Source organism: Bradyrhizobium sp. 4 (assembly GCF_023100905.1).
Classification (GTDB): domain Bacteria; phylum Pseudomonadota; class Alphaproteobacteria; order Rhizobiales; family Xanthobacteraceae; genus Bradyrhizobium.
This window is the reverse complement of sequence record NZ_CP064686.1, coordinates 2,677,894-2,699,056: the sequence shown is the minus strand read 5'-3', so window position 1 is coordinate 2,699,056 and position 21,163 is coordinate 2,677,894. Positions and strand designations below refer to the sequence as shown.

Sequence of the window (21,163 nt, the reverse complement as noted above, 5' to 3'; positions counted from 1 at the left end):
GGGGCGGCCGCGCGTACCGCAGGCTACGCGCCCGCCCTCGACTGGAGGCCGCCACTTGCGGTCCAGCGGTCGGGATCCGGGCTATGTCCGATCAAAGCAAGGCCGTAGGCGATCGACTCGAACTGGTCGCCTGACATCAGCCGTTCGTTGCCGAACCGCTCGGCGAACAGTCTTCGAACGGCTGGCACGAAGGACGTGCCGCCGGTCAAAAACACCTTCTCGATCTCGCGCGCGGTAATGCCGGCTTCGCCAAGCACCTTGTCGACGGTAGCCCCGAGCCTCGCGATATCGTCGGCAATCCAGGCTTCGAAATTCTTCCGCGTGATGGTCGAGCCGATGTCGACGCCACCGCCTTTGAAGCGGAACTCTACCTGGTCCTGCGCCGACAGTGCGACCTTGGCGTCGGACACCGCGCGGTACAGCGCAAAGCCGAGGTCGAGATCGACGATGGTGATGAAATCCTCGAGCAGAGCCGGCTTCACCGCGGTGCGCGCAAGCTCCCGGAGTTCGCGCAGGTCGCCGTTGCTCTTCATCATCGCGAGCTGATGCCAACGCGCGAGATTGGTGTAGTGGCCGGTGGGGATCGGTAGCACCTTGTCGAACGAGCGGAAGCTCGAGCCCTTGCCCAGCCGCGGCGAGACGACGTGATCGACGATGCGGTAATCGAAGGTGTCGCCCGCAATCCCGATGCCGGCATGGCCGAGCGGCTCGGCGCGCAAGGCCCCGCCGGCACGCGAGAACCGCATCACCGAGAAATCGCTGGTGCCGCCGCCGAAATCCGCGACCAGCACGGTCGCATCGCGCTCCAGCCGGCGGGCGAAGGAGAACGCGGCTCCGACAGGCTCGTAGACGTAGCGGGCGTGGCCGGCCCCAAGGCGCTCGAACGCGGCCCGGTAACGTTGCATCGCCAGCGCCTCGTCGGGATTGCCGCCGGCGAAGCGGACGGGGCGACCGACCGTGATGGTGGACGTCTCGAAGCCGAATTTATCGCCGCCATGACGCGCCAGCGTCCGCAGGAACGCCGCCAAAATATCCTCGAACTTGTAGCGCTGCCGGAACACCTGGGTGGTGTTGAAGCTGGAGCTCGCGGCGAAGGTCTTGAACGACTGGAGGAAGCGGTAGACATGGCGGCCTTCGAGGAACTGCTCGATCGCCCACGGGCCGCCTTCGGCCTGGGCGCCGGCGCCCGGCCGGTCCTCCCAGAAACACAGCGCCGACACGAAGACGCTTTGGCGCTGTCCGCCATGGTCGAAGCGGATGGCCTCGACCCGGCGGTCGTCCGCTGCAAGGGCCACGACCGTGTTGCTGGTCCCAAAATCGATGCCGATCGAGACGGCGGGCGAGGCGCTCGACATGAACCACTCTGACAGATGATTGGAAGGGGGCAGACCACTAACGGCTTCGTGTACCGCTGCCAAGGCTCCGTTTTTGGACATCGACGGTCAAATGGTTCAGTTTCGGCCGGTCTTGGGCATATCCCGCTCAAACCGGCCCATTTAACGGATTGTTATGCTGCAATGCGAAGAGCTAAATGCTGCTATGCAATGGCATGCATAGACATTGGCATCTGGTATACATAAATTCCCCTTCGAAATGAGACAGCACTACTGACCGTCTCAAGAAAGGGAATTCGATGTCCAAGACCGCTTCCGTCGCTCTCGCGCCCTCCTCCTCGCTGTTCGCCCGTCTGATGGCCACGATCGACCGCCTCCTGATGGCGAGCGCCAGGATCTCGAATCACAACGGTGACCTGCCGCGCTTTGGCCTGTGACCCGGGCAGCCTCCCGCCCTGCGCGCACAGCGGCAGACGGTTCTAGATCAGTCCGCATACTACTTTTGATGAATGGCCCCGGATGACGGGGCCATTTCTACTTGTGCTGTCCTGAGTCACAGCCGCAACCGGGCAAGGTCCTGCGGCATTTGCGCACGGTGACCTGACCAGCGCTTGAAGCTTGGCATAATGCATACAAGAATGCCGTTCCAGCGCTCGCAGAAAAAATGAGAGGCGCCACGGGAGGCTTTATGACGGACATGGTGCAAGCAACCGCCCCGACAGCCGCGCGCGTTAGCGACACGTATCGCTGGACGCAATTGGCGGTCGGTGTCGCTGCGATGGTGATGATCGCCAACTATCAATACGGCTGGACGTTCTTCGTCCCCGACATCCAGAAGAAGTTCGGCTGGGATCGTGCGTCGATCCAATGGGCCTTTACCCTGTTCGTGCTGTTCGAGACCTGGCTCGTGCCGATCGAAGGATGGTTCGTCGACAAATACGGTCCGCGCCTCGTCGTCCTGGTCGGCGGCGTGCTCTGCGCCGCCGGCTGGGCGATCAACGCGCAGGCGACCACGCTCAACGGCTACTATCTCGGCATGATCATCGCGGGCATCGGCGCCGGCGGCGTCTACGGCACCTGCGTCGGCAACGCGCTGAAGTGGTTTCCGGACAAGCGCGGTCTTGCCGCAGGCATCACGGCCGCGGGCTTCGGTGCAGGCTCTGCGCTGACCGTCGCGCCGATCCAGGCCATGATCAAGGACAGCGGTTTTCAGACCACCTTCCTCTATTTCGGCCTCGGACAAGGCATCATCATCTGCATTCTCGCCTTCTTCCTGCTGGCGCCCAAGGCAGGCCAGGTGCCCAGCGTGGTGGCGAACGCCAATCTGCAACAGACCCGCCGCAACTATCAGCCGACCGAAGTGCTGCGTCAGCCAATCTTCTGGCTGATGTACTTCATGTTCGTGATCGTCGGCGCCGGCGGCCTGATGGTGACGGCCAATTTGAAGCCGATCGCGGCCGACTGGAAGATCGACAACGTGCCGGTCACGCTGATGGCGGTGACCATGACCGCGGTGACCTTCGCGGCCACGATTGACCGCGTGCTCAACGGCCTGACGCGTCCGTTCTTCGGCTGGATCTCCGACATGATCGGCCGCGAGAACACGATGTTCATCGCCTTCGGCATGGAAGGTATCGGCATTTGGATGCTCTACCTCTGGGGCCAGGATCCGCTCTGGTTCGTGCTGCTCTCGGGCTTCGTGTTCTTCGCCTGGGGTGAGATCTACTCGTTGTTTCCCTCGACCTGCACCGATACGTTCGGCGCCAAGTTCGCGACCACCAATGCCGGCCTGCTCTACACCGCAAAGGGTACGGCCGCGCTGCTGGTCCCGATCGGCAACTACATGCAGCAGTCGTCGGGCAGTTGGGACAACGTGTTCATCATCGCAGCCGGCGCCAACATCCTGGCCTCGGCGCTGGCGATCGCGGTGCTCAAGCCCTGGCGCAAGGTGGTGGTCGCGCAATCGACTGTCTGACGCGCTCCAAAAGCGCCTTCTCGTGCAAAACGCCCGGCCTCACGGCCGGGCGTTTTCGTTTTGCGCAACGTCTTCATGAGTCCGCCGTTCCCAAACGGAACCCCGCATATTTTTGTCAGTGGCGCGCCAAGATAGGGCTTGCAATCTGGAATATGGTATACCAAGGTCCTCATCGCGCTTGCGACGATACGCCACAATATTGCGACACCAGGTCATCTTGCGACCGGTGTCGAACCAGACAGGCGCTCGGGAGGTTTTTGATGATTTCCAGCACCGATGGCGCTGTCACGGCCGCGCCTCTTCGCACAGGTTTCCGTTGGCTCCAGCTGGTCATGGGCATCGTCTGCATGGCGATGATCGCCAACCTGCAATACGGCTGGACGCTGTTCGTCGATCCGATCGATCACGCGCACCATTGGGGACGCGCCGCGATCCAACTCGCTTTCACCATCTTCGTCGTCACCGAAACCTGGCTGGTGCCGATCGAGGCCTGGTTCGTCGACAAATACGGCCCGCGCATCGTCATCATGTTCGGCGGCGTCATGATCGCACTGTCGTGGATTCTCAATTCCTATGCCGACAGCCTCACTTTGCTCTACGCGGCCGCGATCATCGGCGGCATGGGCGCGGGCGCGGTGTACGGCACCTGCGTCGGCAATGCGTTGAAATGGTTTCCCGATCGCCGGGGCCTTGCCGCCGGTGCGACCGCCGCCGGCTTCGGCGCAGGCGCTGCACTCACCGTCGTGCCGATCGCGACCATGATCGCAACGAGCGGCTATCAGCACGCGTTTCTCACCTTCGGCATCGGCCAGGGCGTGATCGTCTTCGTGCTCGCCTTCTTCATCCAGCCGCCGCGGATTTCGATCCCGCCGAAGAAGAAGCAGCTCAATCTGCCGCAGACCAAGATCGACTTTACCCCGCCCGAGGTGCTGCGCACCCCTGTTTTCTGGGTGATGTATCTCGTTTTCGTCATGGTTGCCTCCGGCGGCCTGATGACCGCAGCGCAGATCGCCCCGATCGCGCACGACTTCAAGATCGCCGACACGCCGGTCACGCTCGCCGGCTTCCAGATGGCGGCATTGACGTTCGCGATCTCGCTCGACCGCATCTTCGACGGTTTCGGACGGCCCTTCTTCGGCTTCGTCTCCGACACGATCGGCCGCGAGCACACCATGTTCATCGCCTTCGGCACCGCCGCGCTGATGCTGCTGACGCTGTCGGCCTATGGCCACGTGCCCGTCGTCTTCGTGCTCGCCACCGCGGTCTATTTCGGCGTGTTCGGGGAGATCTACTCGTTGTTCCCCGCGACCTGCGGGGACACCTTCGGCTCGAAGTTTGCAACCACCAACAACGGCATGCTCTACACGGCGAAGGGGACGGCGTCCCTGCTCGTTCCGCTCGCAAGCGTGATCTCGGCCACCTATGGCTGGAAGGCCGTGTTCGTGGTCGCAGTCGCGCTGAACGCGACGGCAGCCCTGACGGCGCTGTTCGTGATCAAGCCGATGCGCCGCTCCTTCATCCTCGGCAAGGAAGCCGAGAGCGCCAACGCCGCGACGGGGAACGCCAAGACCGAGACGGCATAACGAACACGCACCTTGCACGGATGAAAAGGGGCGCAGCGATGCGCCCCTTCCTTTTTGGCTCACGATAAATGTCAGCATTGCTGCCGCAAGAATTTTCGGATCAGCCAAACCGACGCTTGACGATTGGCATTATGTATACCACACTCGCCACATCATTCACCCAGGGAGGTTGCAATGCTGGTCGGAGACATTCTGCGCAAGAAGACACCGCGCGTTGTCACGGTGCGAATGAACGAAACGGTGGGTATCGCCGCCAAGCTGATGCGCGCCAACAACATCAGCGCACTGGTGGTGAAGGACGTGGTCCGCTCCGAGGGTAACACCGCGGTCGGCATGTTCACCGAACGCGACGTCGTGCGCGCGGTCGCTGAGCACGGCGCCAATGCCGTCAACGTCAAGGTCTCGCAGCTCGTCTCGGTGCAGCAACTCGTGTCCTGCACCTCGAGCGACACGATCGAGCACGTCCGCCATCTGATGAACCGGAATCACATCCGGCACCTGCCTGTCATCGACGATTACAGCCTCGTCTCGGTCATCAGCATGCGCGACATCGCGGCCGTCATCGACGAAGCACTCAACGGCACGCCGCAAGCAGCTTAAAGCGCCTCACTTCCCCTGCGACTACCGGCCCCGGCTCGGACCCTTCCGAGCCGGACCGGATCTTTCGTCCCGAAATCCGGCTTCTGCTGCTCCGCGAGGATTCCATGAAGATCTGCATCTACGGCGCCGGCGCAATCGGTGGATATCTCGGGGTTCAGCTCGCGCGCGCGGGCGCCGACGTCAGCCTAGTCGCACGCGGCGCGCACCTTGCCGCGATGCGCGAGCGCGGCCTGACGCTGCTCGCGGGCGAGGAGAAGCACACCGTGCATCCGCGCTGCACCGACGATCCGGCCGAGCTCGGCGTGCAGGACTACATCATCATCACGCTGAAGGCGCACTCGATCACCGGCGTGATCGAGACAATGCAGCCGCTGCTCGGCCCCCACACCCGCATCGTCACCGCCGTCAACGGCATCCCCTATTGGTACTTCTACAAGCACGGCGGCCAATACGAGAATTCGACGCTGGAGAGCATCGACCCCGGCGGACGGCAGTGGCGCGAAATCGGCGCCGAGCGCGCCATCGGCTGCATCGTCTATCCCGCCACCGAGATCGAGGCGCCCGGCGTGATCCGTCACGTCTACGGCAACAACTTTCCGCTCGGCGAGCCCTCCGGCGAGACCACCCCGGACGTGCAACGCCTCGCCGATCTCTTCGTCGCAGCCGGGCTGAAAGCGCCGGTGCTCGACCGCATCCGCGACGAGATTTGGCTCAAGCTGTGGGGCAATGTCTGCTTCAACCCGATCAGCGCACTCACCCATGCAACACTCGACGTGATCTGCACCGATCCGGCTACCCGCGCGCTGTCGCGCGCGATCATGATGGAGACGCAAGGCATCGCCGAGACGTTCGGCGTCAAATTCCGCGTCGACGTCGAGCGCCGCATCGAAGGCGCCCGCAAGGTCGGCGCGCACAAGACCTCGATGCTCCAGGATCTCGAGCGCGGCCGCCCGATGGAGATCGACCCGCTCGTCACCGTCGTGCAGGAGATGGGCCGCCTCACCGGCATCGCCACCCCCGCGCTCGATTCAGTGCTGGCGATGGTGACCCAGCGCGCCCGCATCGCCGGTCTCTACGACGGCATCTCGACACGATCGGATCCGCGCGCACTGGCGGTGGCGTGATGGCTCGCGAGATCAAACGATGGCTCCGCTTCCGCAATAGCGGTGCCACCGGCTTCGGCACGCTGAATTCGTCAGGCATCAGCGTGCATGAGGGCGACATGTTCGGCCGCCATGCGGCAACCGGCAAGACGCTGGCGCTGTCGGAGGTCGAACTGCTCGCGCCCTGCGCGCCCAGCAAGATCGTCGCGCTCTGGAACAATTTTCACGCGCTCGCGGCCAAGCTCAGCCAGCCCGAGCCGCCGGAGCCGCTCTACCTCCTGAAGGCCACCACCAGCATTACGACGCCCGGCGCGGTGATCCGCCGTCCCTCTTATTACGACGGCAAGACCACGTATGAAGGCGAGCTCGGCATCGTCATCGGCAAGACCTGCGCCCGGGTGTCGCCGGCGGAAGCGGACAACTTCATCTTCGGGTACACCTGCGTCAACGACATCACTGCCAACGACATCCTGACCAGCGATCCCACTTTCCCGCAATGGGCGCGGGCCAAGGGCATCGACGATTACGGCCCGTTCGGCCCCGTCATCGCCACCGGTCTCGATCCGGCAAAGCTGGTGGTCCGCACCATCCTCAACGGCGCGGAGCGGCAGAACTATCTGATATCGGACATGATCTTCTCCGCGCAGGAGCTGGTCAGCAGGATCTCCCACGACATGACCCTGCTCCCCGGCGACCTCATTGCCGTCGGCACCTCGGTCGGCGTCGGCGTGATGAAAGAGCCGGTGAACATCGTGACCGTCGCGATCGACAGCATCGGCGAGCTGACCAACGAGTTTCGGCTGTAGCCACCAACGCGGTGCGGTAGCCCGGATGGAGCGAAGCGAACTCCGGGGCTGGCACTCAAGGCTTGCAGAACCCGGCTTGCGCTTCGCTCCATCCAGGCTACGGACACTTCGTCCAAGCTCGGGAAATCCCGGCAACCAACTTCTCCTCCACCGATCGGCTGACGCATTCAGCCGTGGATCGTGCGACCGGACCTATCCGGCAAGCCCGCGCCGCCCTTGATCTCGGTTCCGCTCTCCAATAGCAATTATGGCGATAATGTGTGCCGGCGTGAGGAAGTCACGATGTGGCTGTTTTTCCTGGTTGCCTGGTTTGTTCTGCTCACCGCCATCGCGATCTTCGCCCAGCAGGCGCTCGGTTACGATGTCGGCCACCTGCCTGCCTGGTTCGGAGGCCTGCCTGTCCCGCAGCGGTTTGCGACCGGCGCGATCCTGGCTCTGGCGCTGGCACTGATCGGCGCCTCCGCCTGGCGGCTCTCGCGCCAGGACCGGCGCCTCGACACATTGCGCGACCGCCTCAAGAAGACCCGCGAGGACGTCGTCGTCGCTCATGCCCTGCAGAACCACCTCGACGCTACCGTCCAGCACCTGATCGAGAGCGATCCCCGGGAGGCCGTCTCCGCCCTCCATGACAAGCTGGGCGAGACCGAGCAGCGCGCCCTGCTGCAGCGGGGCCGCAACGAATCCACCGACATGCACGACCAGCTCGCCGAAATCCGCCGCCGCCAGCAGGAACTGCGCGACATGGTGGGCAAGGTCGCCGAGCAGCGCCGCGCGGTCGAGCCGGTTTTCACCGAGATCCGCGACCGCCAGAACCAGCTCGAACGCTCGCTGCACGACCTCGAGACCGACGACCGCAAGAACAATCTCGCCGACCGGCTCAAGGACATCGCGCGCGACGTATCGACGTTGCTGTCCCGGGTCGGCACGGTCCAGGGCACCTTTGCGACCCTGAACCAGTACAAGGAAGATCTGGCGAAGTCCCACGCCGAGCTGGTGCCGCTGCGCGCCTCGGACGCCGGCCTCAATGCCTTGATTGGCGAGCTGGGCCTCAGCCATGAGCGCCTCGTCAAGAGCGTCGACGAGCTCGAAACCGTCGGTGAAGCGCCGCTTGGCACCCGCGTCGAGACGCTGTCGAAGAACAAGGTCGAGATCGAGCAGCGCCTGGCCCGCATCGACGACAGCTTCCACATCCTGAAAGGGATCGGGCTCGACTTCGAAGAACTCGGCCAGCGTCGGGCCCAGCTCGAACGCTCGCTTGCCGGTGTCGAGATCGACGCCGAGGGCAAGACGCTTGCCGACCGCCAGAATGCGCTGAACGATTTTGTTCTCCAGTCGCGCCAGCGCCTCGGCGCCTTACAGGAAACGCTGGCGACGCTGAACGCCTTCAAGACGGAGCTGTCGAAGTCGCAGGCTGACCTCGTCCCACTGAAGGCGCCCGTGTTCGGAATCGAGGCCATGATCGCGGACGTCGGCACGACGCGCGACCTCCTCGCCAAAACCGTCAGCGAGATCGAGGCGAGCGGCGACGTCAGCCTCGCCTCGCGCGTCGACGCGCTGACCAAGAGCAAGCGCGAGGTCGAGGACCGCCTCGCCCGCATCTTCGACAATTTCAACGCGCTCGACGGCCTGCGAAAAGACATCGGCGGCATCTTCTCGACCATCAGGAACAGCCTGAACCGGATCGGGTGAAGGCACCCGATCCTTCGGGATGGTTCGAACCGCGATCCCCATCCGCGCGACCAATCCGGACATGCGCTTGATCCTCGGCCTCTTCTCCGCCCTGCTCGGCGCGCTCGCCGGCTGGTCCGCCCTTGCCGCACTGGTGATCGCGCTGGCCGGGCCAGACCGCGATGGCGGCATCGCCATGGGCGCCTTCTTCGACATCGGTCCGATCGGCGGTGTGGTTGGCCTGATCGCCGGCATCTGGCTGTTCGTGCGCTTCGGCCTGGTCCGGAACGCAACGCCACAGCCGCCCACGGAAACCTCCGACACTACGCCTCACCGCACCACGCAGCTCTCTGCGCCCTTTGCTCTGACCGTTCTGCTCATCGCGGCAATCCTTGGCTATTGGGGCTGGTACGAACTCATCCGCTCGCCCTATCTCAGTCACGGCTACATGACGCTCCACATCGAGTTTCGCCTTCCCGCCGGCATGACGCTGCCGGACAAGGCGGAGGATGTGCACATCGAGGTCGAGGAAGCGACAGGTTATGCCAATGCCAATTTGCCTCCGAACTGGCGCGCGCATGAAGGCGAGCGCAAAGCGATCATTGCCTCCACATCGTTGACGTACAAAACGCGTCACCGCGCCGTCAGCCTGACGCTTCCGGGTTCGCCGACGCAGAGCTGGCCGATCGATCTCCCCTCCGATCCTGATCCCACCCCTGGCTTTTCACCCTGGCGCGCGGCGGGCGATGCGTCACCCGCGAAGATCGAGATGCATTTCCGCCTCAGCGCCGATCACTGACCAACGAGCGGCGCGAAGGCGAACATTCAGACACATCACGTCTCCGCGCGCCCGGCAGATGCCGCCAACATGTCGCGCGGATGCCGCACTGTGGACGCATTCGGCCGCCCTTCTGTGAGGCGTGTCTGGGGGCACGGCGGTGCCGTGTTTGGACCAAACCTTCTAGGGGTATGACTGTGAAGAAGATTGTATTTGTCGTGGGTGCTACGCTTGCTCTGGTGACGGTTGCGAATGCTGCGGATCTGCCGCGCCGCCAGCCCGTTCCCGTCTATTCCGAGCAGGCACCGATCGGCAAGATGCCGATTGGCAAGAGCCCGGTTGGAAAGGCCCCGATCGGCAAGGCGCCCGGCCCCGTCGCCGCGCGCTACTGACGCGCAGCGAAATACGCAGAAGCAAGCGTAGACTCTGCGTGAGTGGCCGACATTCGAGGGGCATAGCGTGACGAACAAACCTGATCGATCGGGACCCTGCATCCTTGCGGGATTCGCGCTCGCGGCCATGCTCGCGTGCACGACACCCTCGGCCTCGGCCCACGAAGCGAACAAGCGCGTTGCTGACGCAAACGCGCTTGCCACGACCGACGCCGTATCACGGCCGGCGCCGCAAACGACGCGGCGCGCAGTCGCGCGCGCGGAGAAAGGCCCGTACTACGTCGATTTTCGAGCCCGCACGGCCGCGAGCTGGGGTCACGCCTTCGTCTGGTACGGCAAGACCAGCGAGCGTGCCGTCGAAGTGGCAGGGCTCACGCCGGCCGGCGACACTTGGGCCTATGTGCTCGGTCACCTCACCTGGGTGCCGGCGGAGACCGGCGCGAGCTACGGCGATCTAGACCCCGATTACCTGACCGCGAACTACCGCGTCTATTTGAACGAAGCGGACGCCAAGCGCGTGTTTGCCTATATCAAGAAATTGCAGGCGAGCTCGCCGGTCTGGAATGCCGAGACCACCAATTGCACCGGCTTCATCGGCGACATCGCCGAGTACATGGGATTGAAGGTCCCCAACCGCTGGCAGCGCCCGGAAAACTTCGTCAACAGCCTCAAGGAAATGAACGGCGGCCGCCAGATGGTGCGGCTGTCGGCGGAGTAGCTGAAGCCGTCTTGCCCGTCGGGCAAAACACCCGCGCAAATTCCCGCGTCGCGTGTCAATCCCGGCTCGCCAAAATATTCTACTTTACCGAAATTCGGATTTGTCGTACGTGAGCGATACCCTGACCCGGGACAAGGGGCGGATCGCGATCGTCACGAACCGCGGGTTGGGCAGCGATGGACGCGACGGCGTCGGGCGCGGCGAGCCTTGCAGGGCGGGAAACCGTGAGCAAAGGCTTTCGCGTCTACGACACGGCGCCGACAGCGTCTTCGCATGGTTTCGGGTGCGAGCACACGCCAGCTCCCGAAGTCCCAGCGAGGACGTGCGCGGACGAACAAGTCGTGTGGTCCTGACGCCCGGGGTCTGTGCGTCAAGTCCTGTGGTGATGTGGCGGTCCAACCGGGGCGCGCGCATCAGTCATCTGCGGGGCGACGGGGGCAATAGTGCATCGCTCCCCGGGGAGAGCACGAAGGACACGTTAAACCATCGCGCAGGGAAGGCCGGGCGATCCGGCGAACCTGTGGTCCACCCCGTGTGCATTTCTATCGTGCACGGATCTGCGGGTGCCAGCCGGCGCTCGGCCTTCCCTGCGCCCTTGTTACGACGAGGGCGATGCGATCGGGCAAAGCTCGGGCGAATGCGCCGCGAGAGGGCGGAGGCGTGCCTTGCGAGAAAATGCAAGTTGATGGTCTCCGAAAGCTCCTCATCCTCCGTCGGTGTTGAAGCAGCGGCGCACAAAACCCTCGCGCCACCCGGTGCTACCACCTCAATTATCCGCCTCACGGAATCCCCCCGCTCCCCGCATGATCGCCCCGCCTCCACCGCACGCCCTTCCAATAGACTTTTCCCGACCCGGGCGGCATCCTGCCGCCATCAAACGATAACAGAGCGCCACACAGGCGGAGGAAACAGACCATGCTGCAGACACGGTTCACCAAGCTCGTCGGTGTCGAGCACCCGATCGTCCAGGGCGGCATGCAATGGGTCGGGCGCGCCGAGCTGGTCGCCGCCGTCGCCAATGCCGGAGCGCTCGGCTTCATCACGGCGCTGACCCAGCCGACACCGGAGGACCTCAGGAAGGAGATCGCCCGCTGCCGCGATCTCACCGACAAGCCGTTTGGCGTCAACCTCACCATCCTGCCCGCGATCAAGCCGCCGCCTTATGCCGAATATCGCGCCGCTATCATCGAGAGCGGCATCAAGGTGGTCGAAACTGCCGGCAACAAGCCGCAGGAGCACGTCGACGAGTTCAGGAAGCACGGCGTCAAGGTCGTGCACAAATGCACCAGCGTCCGTCACGGGCTCTCGGCCGAGCGCATGGGCGTCGACGCCATCTCGATCGACGGGTTCGAATGCGCCGGTCATCCCGGCGAGGACGACACCCCCGGCCTGATCCTGATCCCGGCCGCCGCCAACAAGATCAAGATCCCGATGATCGCCTCCGGCGGCTTTGCCGACGCCCGCGGCCTCGTCGCCGCACTGGCGCTGGGCGCCGAAGGCATCAACATGGGCACGCGCTTCATGGCGACCAAAGAGAGCCCCATTCATCAGCTCATCAAGGAGAAGATCGTCGCCAATGACGAGCGCGAGACCGAGCTGATCTTCCGCACCATGCGCAACACCTCCCGCGTCGCCAGGAACGAGATCTCGACCAAGGTCGTTGCGATGGAGAAGGAAGGCGCCAAGTTCGAGGATATCCGCGAGCTCGTCGCGGGCGCCCGCGGCAAGATGGTCTACGCGACCGGCAACTCGGATGAAGGCATCTGGTCAGCGGGCCAGGTCCAGGGCCTGATCCAGGACATCCCGACCTGCGCCGAGCTGATCTCCCGCATCGTGCGCGAAGCCGAGGCCATCATCCGCAGCCGGCTCGAAGGCATGATCGTTCATCCTACAGCGCAGGCTGCGGAATAATCACTGCAAGAAGCGAGAGCAATACATGAAGGCTTATGTCTACGGCCCTGGCGGCGCTACAATTTCCGACGTCGCTCAACCAAAGCCTGAAGGCACGCAGGTGCTGGTCCGGGTCCGCGCCTGTGGACTCAATCGCGCCGACACCGGCATGCGCAAGGGCCACGCCCATGGCGCGGCCGGCGGCGCCGGCACCGTGCTCGGCATGGAATGGGCCGGCGAGGTCGCCGCACTCGGACCGGATGCCAAGGGCGTCAAGGTCGGCGACCGCATCATGGGCTCGGGCGGCGCGGCGTTTGCCGAATATACGCTGGCCGATCACGGCCGGCTGTTCCGCGCGCCCTCGAACATGAACTTCGAGGAAGCCGCCACCCTGCCCGTCGCGCTCGCGACCATGCACAACGCCGTCGTCACCATCGGCGGCGTGCAGCCCGGGCAAGCCGTGCTGATCCAGGGCGCAAGCTCCGGCGTCGGCCTGATGGCGATGCAGATTGCGAAGCTCAAGGGCGCAAGACTCGTGATCGGCTCCTCGACCGATGCCGCCCGCCGCGGCCGACTGAAGGAGTATGGCGCCGACCTCGCGGTCGACTCCTCCGACCCCACATGGGTCGACGAGGTGCTGAAGGCGACGAACGGCGAAGGTGTCGACCTCATCGTCGACCAGGTCTCGGGCAAGGTCGCGAACCAGAACCTCGCGGCGACCAAGGTCAAGGGTCGAATCGTCAATGTCGGCCGGCTCGGCGGCACCCATGCCGATTTCAACTTCGACCTGCACGCGGCCCGCCGCATCGACTATGTCGGCGTCACCTTCCGCACCCGCACCATCGAGGAGGTCCGCGATATTTTTGAGGAGGTCCGCAAGGACATCTGGGGCGCGGTCGAGTCGCGAAAACTGCAGCTGCCGATCGACAAGGTGTTTGCCTTCGACGACCTCGACAAGGCGTTCGAACACATGGAGGCCAACAAGCATCTCGGCAAGATCGTCGTGACGGTGCCGTAACATTCCTGGGGCCAAAGACCTAGGTCTAATAGGGTGGGCAAAGCGAAGCGTGCCCACCATGCGTCAGCGTCCCCGAAAGATGGTGGGCGCGGCGCTCCGCGCCGTTGCCCACCCTACAAAACCGGGGGATCCCGCTCCTGCAACTCACTAGCGTCTACGCCTGTGGATCGTCGCTTGATGTTCACCCGTGGCCTGCTAAATCCCCCGCCATGAGCTCCCAACACAACAAGACCTCGGTCGCAGCGATCTCGATCTTCGCCAGTGGCGGCATGGCGGCGGCGAAGTTTGCGGTCGGGATCGCGATCGGCTCGCTAGCGCTGATTTCCGAGGCGCTGCATTCCTCGATCGACCTGGTCGCCACCATCATCACCTGGGCGGTGGTGCGGGTGTCCGACAAGCCGGCGGACGAGGAGCATCATTACGGCCACGGCAAACTCGAAAGTGTCTCGGCATTGGGCGTGACCGCCCTGCTCTACGTGCTCGCCGGCGGAATCCTGGTCCAGTCCTACAGCCATCTCCGAGAGGGAGTTGCGCCGCCGACGATCTCCGCCGTCCCTTTCGTCGTGCTGGTGATCGACATCGCCGTCAATTTCTGGCGCGCACGTGCCCTGCACCGTGCCGCACGGGAGACCAGGAGCCAGGCGCTCGCCGCCGATGCGCTGCATTTCGCCTCCGACGTGATGGGCTCGTTCGCCGTGATCGTGGGCCTGATCCTCGCCGGTCTCGGCTTCTGGTGGGGCGACGCGGCTGCCGCCGCCGCGGTGGCCGTGATGATCGCCCTGCTCGGCCTACGCATGGCCGGCTCGACCGTGCAGACGCTGGTGGACCGCGCCCCGGAAGGCGCGCATGAGACGGCCACGGCCGCGATCCGCAGCGTACCGGGTGTGATCGACATCGAGCGGCTCCGCGTGCGCATGGTCGGTGCCACCACGTTTATCGACACGATCGCAAAGGTACCGCGGACTTACCCCATCGACCGGGTCGAGGACATCAAGCGCAACGCGCAAGCGGCCGTCGAGAAGGCCTTCGGCGATACCGACCTCACCTTCACCGCAGTCCCCGTGGCGCGCGACAACGAGACCGTGCGCGACCGCATCATGGTCATCGCCCACAATTCGGGCCTCGCCATCCACCACGTCACCGTGCACGATCTCGGCGCCAAGCTGATCGTCAGCATCGACCTCGAGGTCGACGCCGGGATGCAGCTCGACGCCGCCCATGAGGTCGCCAACACGCTGGAACGCAACATCCAGGAAGAGTTCGGCGCGGACGTCGAGGTCGACGTCCACATCGAGCCGCTGGAACCGGAACTGCCGTTCGGGGTCGATGCCGCGTCGGAACGGGTGCAGGCCATCGCCGCCGCCCTGACAGAGTATGCCGCCGGCGGCGAGATCCACGACATCCACAATGTCCGCGTCCGCAACACCGACGCCGGCGAAATCGTCAACTTCCATTGCCGCGCCGAGCCGTCGATGAGCGTGATCAGGGTGCACGAGCATGTCGACGCGATCGAGCGCGCGTTGCGGCGCGCGTTCCCGAGCGTGAAGCGCGTCATCAGTCATGCCGAACCGCCGCGTGCGTGACAGAGAATGTGCGAGGAGTCACACGTTCTCGTTTCGGACTCGCCGCGCACGTAAGTTTGCGGACGCGCGACGCACAAACTGCGCGTTGGATAAGAATAAATTCGCGTTAACGATTCGTTGACTCTCGACAGCCCGCGAAATCTGGATTCAAATCGACTATGATTCGGAAGCGATGTGGGGCTGCTTCCAAAATCAAGTTGCAAGCAGGTTCCAGGGGGCTTTAGGCATGTCGCGTGCAGACGCCGCGAACGCGTGCGTCCAATCCGATTCGATCAAAGGATTGGCGCAATCGATCGCGAAACCTGCCTATCATCGGCTCCTGATCGCGGAGCCTGCGCTGCGCCGTGCCGTGCCGACGCTCATCATCGCGTTCCTGATCACGATCTGCCTCGGCGCGTTCGTGCAGGTCGTCGACCAGACGCGCCAGAAGCGTCTGGTGATCCGCCACGACATCTCGGCGCTCGCCGACCTGCTCGCCGAGCGCATCGACCGCCTCACCTCCGCGCGACAGGAGCGGCTGAAGAACATCGAGAGCCTGCCGGCGCTGCTGCCTGACCTCATTCCATCCTGGGGCACCGCCTCGGGCCGGCACGTCATCGTCACCTCGGCCGGACTCGACCGCCGCATCCTCGCCCGCATCCCGGTCGACAGCGATCCCTCGGGCAACGACCGCCTGCTCGACGCAATCACGACGGCGCAACTGCTGGCGGCGCCGCCGCGCGACGGCAACATCTCCGACATGACGCTGCCGAATGGCAACGCCGCGATGGCGACCTCGCGGCAGATCAAGTCGCTGCCCGGCTTCGTCACCGTGATCCAGGAGCGCAACGAGCCGATCTGGGGCTCGGACGCCGCGCTGTCGGTCACGCTGTCGGCCACCACCGGCTTCGTCGTCCTGATCCTCGGCTTCGCCTTCCACTGGCAGTCCACCCGTGCCCGCGAGGGCGACCTGATCAACGACGCCGTGCGCGGCCGGATCGACACCGCGCTCAACCGCGGCCGCTGCGGGCTGTGGGACTGGGACCTGTCGCGCGGCCGCATCTTCTGGTCACAGTCGATGTTTTCCATGCTCGGCCTCGACGGCCGCAACGAGCTCCTCACCTTCGGCGAGGTCAACGCGCTGGTGAAGTCCGACGACATCGACCTGTTCGAGATCGCCGACCAGCTCATCTCCGAGAAGATCGACCACATCGACCAGACCTTCCGCATGCAGCATGTCGACGGCCACTGGATCTGGCTGCGCGTCCGCTGCGAAAAGACCAGCGGCGCGACGGACTCCAGCGTTCACCTGATCGGGATCGCCGTCGACATCACCGAGCAGAAGAGCCTCGCCGAGCGAACTGTCGAAGCCGATTTGCGCCTGCGCGACGCGATCGAGACCATTCCCGAAGCCTTCGTGCTGTGGGACGCCAGCGACCGCCTGGTGCTCTGCAATTCGCACTTCCAGCGCCTGCACAAGCTGCCCGACAGCGCCGTCATCCCCGGCACCTCCTACGAGACCGTGCTCGAGGTCGGCCGCATGCCCGAAGTCCGCACCCGACACAACGAGACGGCGAGCCAGGGCCCCGGCGCGCGCACCTTCGAGGCGCAGCTCGACGACGGCAGCTGGTTGCACATCAGCGAGCGCCGCACCAAGGACGGCGGCTACGTCTCGGTCGGCACCGACATCACCCGCATCAAGGAGCACGAGCAGAAGCTGGTCGACAACGATCTACGCCTGCGCGCCACCGTCATCGACCTCAAGCGCTCGCAGGCAGCCCTGGAGCGCCAGGCGGGCGAACTCGCCGATCTCGCCGAGAAATATCAGCGCGAGAAGACCCGCGCCGAGGAAGCCAACCAGACCAAGTCGAAATTCCTTGCCAATATGAGCCACGAGCTGCGCACGCCGCTGAACGCGATCATCGGCTTCTCCGAGATCATGGGCTCGGGCATGTTCGGCGAGCTCGGCTCGGAGAAGTACCAGGAATACTGCCACGACATCCTGACCAGCGGGCATTACCTGCTCGAAGTCATCAACGACATCCTCGACATGTCCAAGATCGAGGCCGGCCGCATGAAACTTGACATGGAAGAGCTCGACCTGGCACAGACTCTGGCGGAATCCCTGCGGGTCGTCACCGGCCGCGCGCAGGACAAGCACCTGACGCTCGACGCCGACATCGCGAAATCCATCTCCGTCGTCGCCGACCGCCGCGCCACCAAACAGATCATCGTCAATTTGCTCTCCAACGCCGTGAAGTTCACGCCTGACGGCGGACGCATCGTGGTGCGCAGCCGGCAGCTCGACGACAGGATCGTGCTGATGATTGCCGACACCGGCATCGGCATCGCGCCGCATTCACTGGCGCGGCTCGGCCGCCCCTTCGAGCAGGTCGAGAGCCAGCTCACCAAGACCTATCATGGCTCGGGACTGGGGCTGGCGATCGCCCGCTCGCTCGCGCAGCTCCATGGCGGCTCGATGCGGCTGCGCTCCAAGCTGGAGGTCGGCACCGTCGTGCGCGTCACCCTGCCCCGCGACGCGATCAAGTCGGCGTCAGGAATATCGGCCGCGGCCTGATTGCTACGATTGCAGCGACGGCGCGACTTCCCGCGCGACATTGACCAGCGCCGCGATCAGCGGCGTCATCGGATCACGCTGCGGGATCACCATGCCGATGCTGTAATTGACATCGGGATCGGTGATCGGGATCGAGCGCACCGTATCGGACAGGCCGAGCGTTTCGGCGAGCTTGGCCGGCATCACGCTGGCCCAGCGCCCCGTCTTCACATGCGTGAACAGCACGAGCAGCGAATTCGACGTCAAGGTCGGCGTCGCCTCGGCGCCGACCGAACGTAACGCGCGGTCGATGATGCGGCGGTTCTGCATGTCGGGCGTCAGCAGGCACAGCGGCACCTGCCCGACCTCTTTCCACGTCACCGTCTCGCGATCGCCGAACATTCCATCCGGCGCGGTGAGCAGACGATAGCTCTCGCTGTAGAGCGGGATGGTGCGCACCTTGCCGATCGGCTCGTTCTCGATATAGGTCAGCCCCGCATCCACCTCGAGATTCTCGAGCAATCCCAGCACCTCGGATGAGGTCGTGGAGCGGATACTGAAGCGCACCTCGGGGTGCCTGGCGCGGAACGGCGTCGTCAGCGCAGCGACCATGCCGAGCACGGTGGGGATCGCGGCAATACGGATCTCGCCGGAGAGCTGATGCTTCAGCCCGTTGATCTCGTCACGCATCGCGCGGGCATCGCCGACGATCCGGCGCGCCCAATCCAGCGCCCGCTCGCCTTCCGGCGTAAAACCCTGGAAGCGGGAGCCGCGCTGGACCAGCATCACGCCGAGGATCTCCTCGAGCTGCTTCAGCCCGGTCGACATCGTCGGTTGCGTCACGCCGCACATTTCGGCGGCCCGGCCGAAATGCCGCTCCTTCGCCAGCGCCAGCAGCAGTTCAAGCTTGTCGAGCAACCGGTCATCCCCTCGGACTGTGTGGTGGCATACAAGCTAGCATGCCCGCCCCTTCCCAACACGCAAAAACCGCCCGGCGGACGGCTCCAATCGCAAATTCAGATCGAGTGATTGCCATCGCAAATCGATCGGAATCCGCAATCGCAGCATGAGACAGCTTTATTGATCTTCGAACGATTCCAAATAGTTTGAGATCGGCAGACGCTCTGGTCGAGAACGAAGAATGACAACGGTTTTTGAGCCTTGGGACGAAACGCGAGGCGCCGAGATCATCGCCGAACACAGCGGGCAGGAAGGCGCGACGCTGGTGATCCTGCACGCGCTTCAGGAGGCGTTCGGCTACGTGCCGGCGGCGGCCATTCCCATGGTGGCGCACGCACTCAATCTGTCGCGCGCCGAAGTGCATGGCGTGTTCACGTTCTATCATGACTTCCGCCACAAGCCGGCCGGCCGCCATGTGCTGAAGCTCTGCCGCGCGGAGGCCTGTCAGGCGGCGGGCGGCGATGCGCTGGCGACGCGTGTCGAGGCGAAGCTCGGCGTGTTGCTGGGCGGCACCACGGCCGATGATCGCGTCACGCTGGAGCCGATCTACTGCCTCGGACTGTGCGCGACCGCGCCATCCGCGATGCTCGACGGCCGACTGATCGGCCGACTCGATGAAAGGCGTATCGATGCGCTCGTTGCGGAGGCGCAGCGATGAGCATCCGTCTATATGTCTCTCGCGACGCGGGCGCGCTTGCGGTCGGCGCCGACGAGGTCGCGTTGGCGCTGGAGCAGGCTGCAGCCAAGCGTGGCGTTGCCGTCGAGATCGTCAGGACCGGCTCGCGCGGCCTGTACTGGCTCGAGCCGCTGGTCGAGGTCGCGACACCGCAGGGCCGGATCGCGTTCGGCCCCGTGACCGAGACCGATGTGCCCTCCCTGCTCGACGCGCTCGCGAGCAACACGCCGCATCTGCTGCGGCTCGGCGCCACCGACGAGATCCCCTGGCTCAAGCGCCAGACCCGCCTCACCTTCGCGCGCTGCGGCGTGATCGACCCGCGCTCGCTCGATGACTACCGCGCCCATGGCGGCTACAAGGGCCTCGAACGCGCGCTGTCGCTCGGCTCGGAAGCCATCCTCAATGAAGTGACGGCGTCCGGCCTGCGCGGCCGCGGCGGCGCGGGCTTTCCGACCGGCATCAAGTGGAAGACGGTCGCGCAGGCGAAAGCGGATCGCAAGTTCATCGTCTGCAACGCCGACGAAGGCGACAGCGGCACCTTCGCCGACCGCATGGTCATGGAAGGCGATCCCTTCCTCGTCATCGAGGGCATGACGACCGCCGGCATCACCGTCGGCGCGACCAAGGGTTACATCTACATCCGCAGCGAATATCCGCACGCGGTCGAGGCGATGAACGCGGCCATCCAGGCTGCGAAGCGCGGCGGCTATCTCGGCGCGAACATCGGTGGTTCCGCGCACAGCTTCGATCTCGAGGTGCGCGTCGGCGCCGGCGCTTACGTTTGCGGCGAAGAGACCTCGCTGCTGGAAAGCATAGAAGGCCGTCGCGGCATCGTGCGCGCAAAGCCGCCACTGCCCGCGCATCACGGCCTGTTCGGCAAGCCGACCGTCATCAACAACGTGCTGTCGTTCGCCGCCATCCCCTTCATCCTGGCCGAAGGCGCCAAGGCCTATGCCGATTTCGGCATGGGTCGCTCGCGCGGTACGATGCCGATCCAGCTCGCCGGCAACATCCGCCACGGCGGGCTGTTCGAGACGGCCTTCGGCGTGACGCTCGGCGAGCTCGTCGACGACATCGGCGGCGGCACGTTCACGGGCCGCCCGATCCGCGCGGTACAGGTCGGAGGCCCCCTGGGCGCCTACTTCCCTCGCGCGCTGTTCGACACGCCGTTCGACTACGAGGCCTTCGCCGCGCGCGACGGCCTGATCGGCCACGGCGGTATCGTCGTGTTCGACGACAGCGTCGACATGCGCAAGCAGGCGCGTTTCGCCATGGAATTCTGCGCCATCGAATCCTGCGGCAAGTGCACGCCGTGCCGGATCGGCTCGACCCGCGGCGTCGAGACCATCGAGAAGATCATCAAGGGCGAGCGCGTGAGCGAAAACCTCGCACTCGTCGAAGACCTCTGCAACACTATGAAATTCGGCTCGCTCTGCGCGCTCGGCGGCTTCACGCCCTACCCCGTGCTCAGCGCATTGAAGCACTTCCGGAAGGATTTCGTCCCGGCCCCGACCACGCTTCAGGCCGCGGAATAGGAGAACGA

18 protein-coding genes are annotated in these 21,163 nt (G+C 64.7%); 16 read left to right on the top strand and 2 right to left on the bottom strand.

Features of this window, described 5'->3' with window-relative positions; translation table 11 throughout:
* Positions 1-23: 23 nt before the first annotated feature.
* Complete coding sequence (locus IVB45_RS12345) at positions 24-1,355, bottom strand: Hsp70 family protein (protein WP_247359828.1); 1,332 nt, start codon at positions 1,353-1,355, stop codon at positions 24-26.
* A gap of 278 nt (positions 1,356-1,633) precedes the next feature.
* Here IVB45_RS12345 and IVB45_RS12340 point away from each other — a divergent pair, with 278 nt between their 5' ends.
* The 14 genes from IVB45_RS12340 (at position 1,634) to IVB45_RS12275 (ending at position 18,005) form a co-directional block, all read left to right on the top strand.
* On the top strand, positions 1,634-1,771 hold the full coding sequence (locus IVB45_RS12340; protein ID WP_197031186.1) for a hypothetical protein: 138 nt from the start codon (positions 1,634-1,636) through the stop codon (positions 1,769-1,771).
* A 251-nt stretch (positions 1,772-2,022) separates the two neighbouring features.
* The gene (gene oxlT / locus IVB45_RS12335) at positions 2,023-3,309 is read left to right on the top strand and encodes an oxalate/formate MFS antiporter (protein WP_027569143.1); all 1,287 of its coding nucleotides are present in this window, start codon (positions 2,023-2,025) and stop codon (positions 3,307-3,309) included.
* 260 nt (positions 3,310-3,569) lie between these two features.
* A complete protein-coding gene (gene oxlT / locus IVB45_RS12330; RefSeq protein ID WP_027569142.1) occupies positions 3,570-4,892 on the top strand; it encodes an oxalate/formate MFS antiporter in 1,323 nt (440 codons plus the stop codon).
* A 174-nt stretch (positions 4,893-5,066) separates the two neighbouring features.
* On the top strand, positions 5,067-5,492 hold the full coding sequence (locus IVB45_RS12325; RefSeq protein ID WP_027569141.1) for a CBS domain-containing protein: 426 nt from the start codon (positions 5,067-5,069) through the stop codon (positions 5,490-5,492).
* A 104-nt stretch (positions 5,493-5,596) separates the two neighbouring features.
* On the top strand, positions 5,597-6,616 hold the full coding sequence (locus IVB45_RS12320; protein ID WP_247288860.1) for a 2-dehydropantoate 2-reductase: 1,020 nt from the start codon (positions 5,597-5,599) through the stop codon (positions 6,614-6,616).
* The gene (locus IVB45_RS12315) at positions 6,616-7,401 is read left to right on the top strand and encodes a fumarylacetoacetate hydrolase family protein (RefSeq protein WP_247359829.1); all 786 of its coding nucleotides are present in this window, start codon (positions 6,616-6,618) and stop codon (positions 7,399-7,401) included. The genes IVB45_RS12320 and IVB45_RS12315 overlap by 1 nt, the downstream gene beginning before the upstream one ends.
* 282 nt (positions 7,402-7,683) lie before the next feature.
* Positions 7,684-9,090: a hypothetical protein gene (locus tag IVB45_RS12310; RefSeq protein ID WP_247359830.1), complete on the top strand. Its 1,407-nt coding sequence runs from the start codon at positions 7,684-7,686 to the stop codon at positions 9,088-9,090.
* 19 nt (positions 9,091-9,109) lie between these two features.
* Complete coding sequence (locus IVB45_RS12305) at positions 9,110-9,868, top strand: hypothetical protein (RefSeq protein ID WP_027569138.1); 759 nt, start codon at positions 9,110-9,112, stop codon at positions 9,866-9,868.
* A 170-nt stretch (positions 9,869-10,038) separates the two neighbouring features.
* Complete coding sequence (locus IVB45_RS12300; RefSeq protein WP_007608336.1) at positions 10,039-10,239, top strand: hypothetical protein; 201 nt, start codon at positions 10,039-10,041, stop codon at positions 10,237-10,239.
* A 67-nt stretch (positions 10,240-10,306) separates the two neighbouring features.
* A complete protein-coding gene (locus IVB45_RS12295) occupies positions 10,307-10,957 on the top strand; it encodes a hypothetical protein (RefSeq protein WP_027569137.1) in 651 nt (216 codons plus the stop codon).
* A 915-nt stretch (positions 10,958-11,872) separates the two neighbouring features.
* Entirely contained in the window at positions 11,873-12,868 is a 996-nt protein-coding gene (locus IVB45_RS12290) for a nitronate monooxygenase (RefSeq protein WP_007593350.1), read from the top strand.
* A gap of 25 nt (positions 12,869-12,893) precedes the next feature.
* A complete protein-coding gene (locus IVB45_RS12285; RefSeq protein ID WP_247359831.1) occupies positions 12,894-13,865 on the top strand; it encodes a zinc-binding dehydrogenase in 972 nt (323 codons plus the stop codon).
* Between the two features lie 209 nt (positions 13,866-14,074).
* Complete coding sequence (locus IVB45_RS12280; RefSeq protein ID WP_027569135.1) at positions 14,075-15,448, top strand: cation-efflux pump; 1,374 nt, start codon at positions 14,075-14,077, stop codon at positions 15,446-15,448.
* A gap of 226 nt (positions 15,449-15,674) precedes the next feature.
* Positions 15,675-18,005: a PAS domain-containing sensor histidine kinase gene (locus IVB45_RS12275; protein WP_027569134.1), complete on the top strand. Its 2,331-nt coding sequence runs from the start codon at positions 15,675-15,677 to the stop codon at positions 18,003-18,005.
* A gap of 3 nt (positions 18,006-18,008) precedes the next feature.
* Here the strand turns inward: IVB45_RS12275 and IVB45_RS12270 are convergent, their stop codons facing one another.
* On the bottom strand, positions 18,009-18,902 hold the full coding sequence (locus IVB45_RS12270) for a LysR family transcriptional regulator (protein WP_027569133.1): 894 nt from the start codon (positions 18,900-18,902) through the stop codon (positions 18,009-18,011).
* Positions 18,903-19,125: 223 nt separating this feature from the next.
* Between IVB45_RS12270 and IVB45_RS12265 the strand changes: the two genes are divergently transcribed.
* Both IVB45_RS12265 and IVB45_RS12260 read left to right on the top strand, forming a co-directional pair.
* The gene (locus tag IVB45_RS12265; protein WP_247359832.1) at positions 19,126-19,602 is read left to right on the top strand and encodes a formate dehydrogenase subunit gamma; all 477 of its coding nucleotides are present in this window, start codon (positions 19,126-19,128) and stop codon (positions 19,600-19,602) included.
* Complete coding sequence (locus IVB45_RS12260) at positions 19,599-21,155, top strand: NADH-quinone oxidoreductase subunit NuoF (protein ID WP_247359833.1); 1,557 nt, start codon at positions 19,599-19,601, stop codon at positions 21,153-21,155. Before IVB45_RS12265 ends, IVB45_RS12260 begins: the two co-directional genes overlap by 4 nt.
* Positions 21,156-21,163: the final 8 nt, after the last annotated feature.

Bases quoted from the DNA above. Each gene is read 5' to 3' on its own strand.
- IVB45_RS12320 (WP_247288860.1), top strand. From the start codon at position 5,597: ATGAAGATCTGCATCTACGGCGCCGGCGCAATCGGTGGATATCTCGGG.
- IVB45_RS12290 (WP_007593350.1), top strand. From the start codon at position 11,873: ATGCTGCAGACACGGTTCACCAAGCTCGTCGGTGTCGAGCACCCGATC.
- IVB45_RS12325 (WP_027569141.1), top strand. From the start codon at position 5,067: ATGCTGGTCGGAGACATTCTGCGCAAGAAGACACCGCGCGTTGTCACG.
- IVB45_RS12280 (WP_027569135.1), top strand. From the start codon at position 14,075: ATGAGCTCCCAACACAACAAGACCTCGGTCGCAGCGATCTCGATCTTC.
- IVB45_RS12300 (WP_007608336.1), top strand. From the start codon at position 10,039: ATGACTGTGAAGAAGATTGTATTTGTCGTGGGTGCTACGCTTGCTCTG.
- IVB45_RS12310 (WP_247359830.1), top strand. From the start codon at position 7,684: ATGTGGCTGTTTTTCCTGGTTGCCTGGTTTGTTCTGCTCACCGCCATC.
- IVB45_RS12265 (WP_247359832.1), top strand. From the start codon at position 19,126: ATGACAACGGTTTTTGAGCCTTGGGACGAAACGCGAGGCGCCGAGATC.
- IVB45_RS12305 (WP_027569138.1), top strand. From the start codon at position 9,110: ATGGTTCGAACCGCGATCCCCATCCGCGCGACCAATCCGGACATGCGC.
- oxlT (WP_027569143.1), top strand. From the start codon at position 2,023: ATGACGGACATGGTGCAAGCAACCGCCCCGACAGCCGCGCGCGTTAGC.
- IVB45_RS12345 (WP_247359828.1), bottom strand. From the start codon at position 1,355: ATGTCGAGCGCCTCGCCCGCCGTCTCGATCGGCATCGATTTTGGGACC.
- IVB45_RS12340 (WP_197031186.1), top strand. From the start codon at position 1,634: ATGTCCAAGACCGCTTCCGTCGCTCTCGCGCCCTCCTCCTCGCTGTTC.
- IVB45_RS12315 (WP_247359829.1), top strand. From the start codon at position 6,616: ATGGCTCGCGAGATCAAACGATGGCTCCGCTTCCGCAATAGCGGTGCC.
- IVB45_RS12260 (WP_247359833.1), top strand. From the start codon at position 19,599: ATGAGCATCCGTCTATATGTCTCTCGCGACGCGGGCGCGCTTGCGGTC.
- oxlT (WP_027569142.1), top strand. From the start codon at position 3,570: ATGATTTCCAGCACCGATGGCGCTGTCACGGCCGCGCCTCTTCGCACA.
- IVB45_RS12285 (WP_247359831.1), top strand. From the start codon at position 12,894: ATGAAGGCTTATGTCTACGGCCCTGGCGGCGCTACAATTTCCGACGTC.
- IVB45_RS12275 (WP_027569134.1), top strand. From the start codon at position 15,675: ATGTCGCGTGCAGACGCCGCGAACGCGTGCGTCCAATCCGATTCGATC.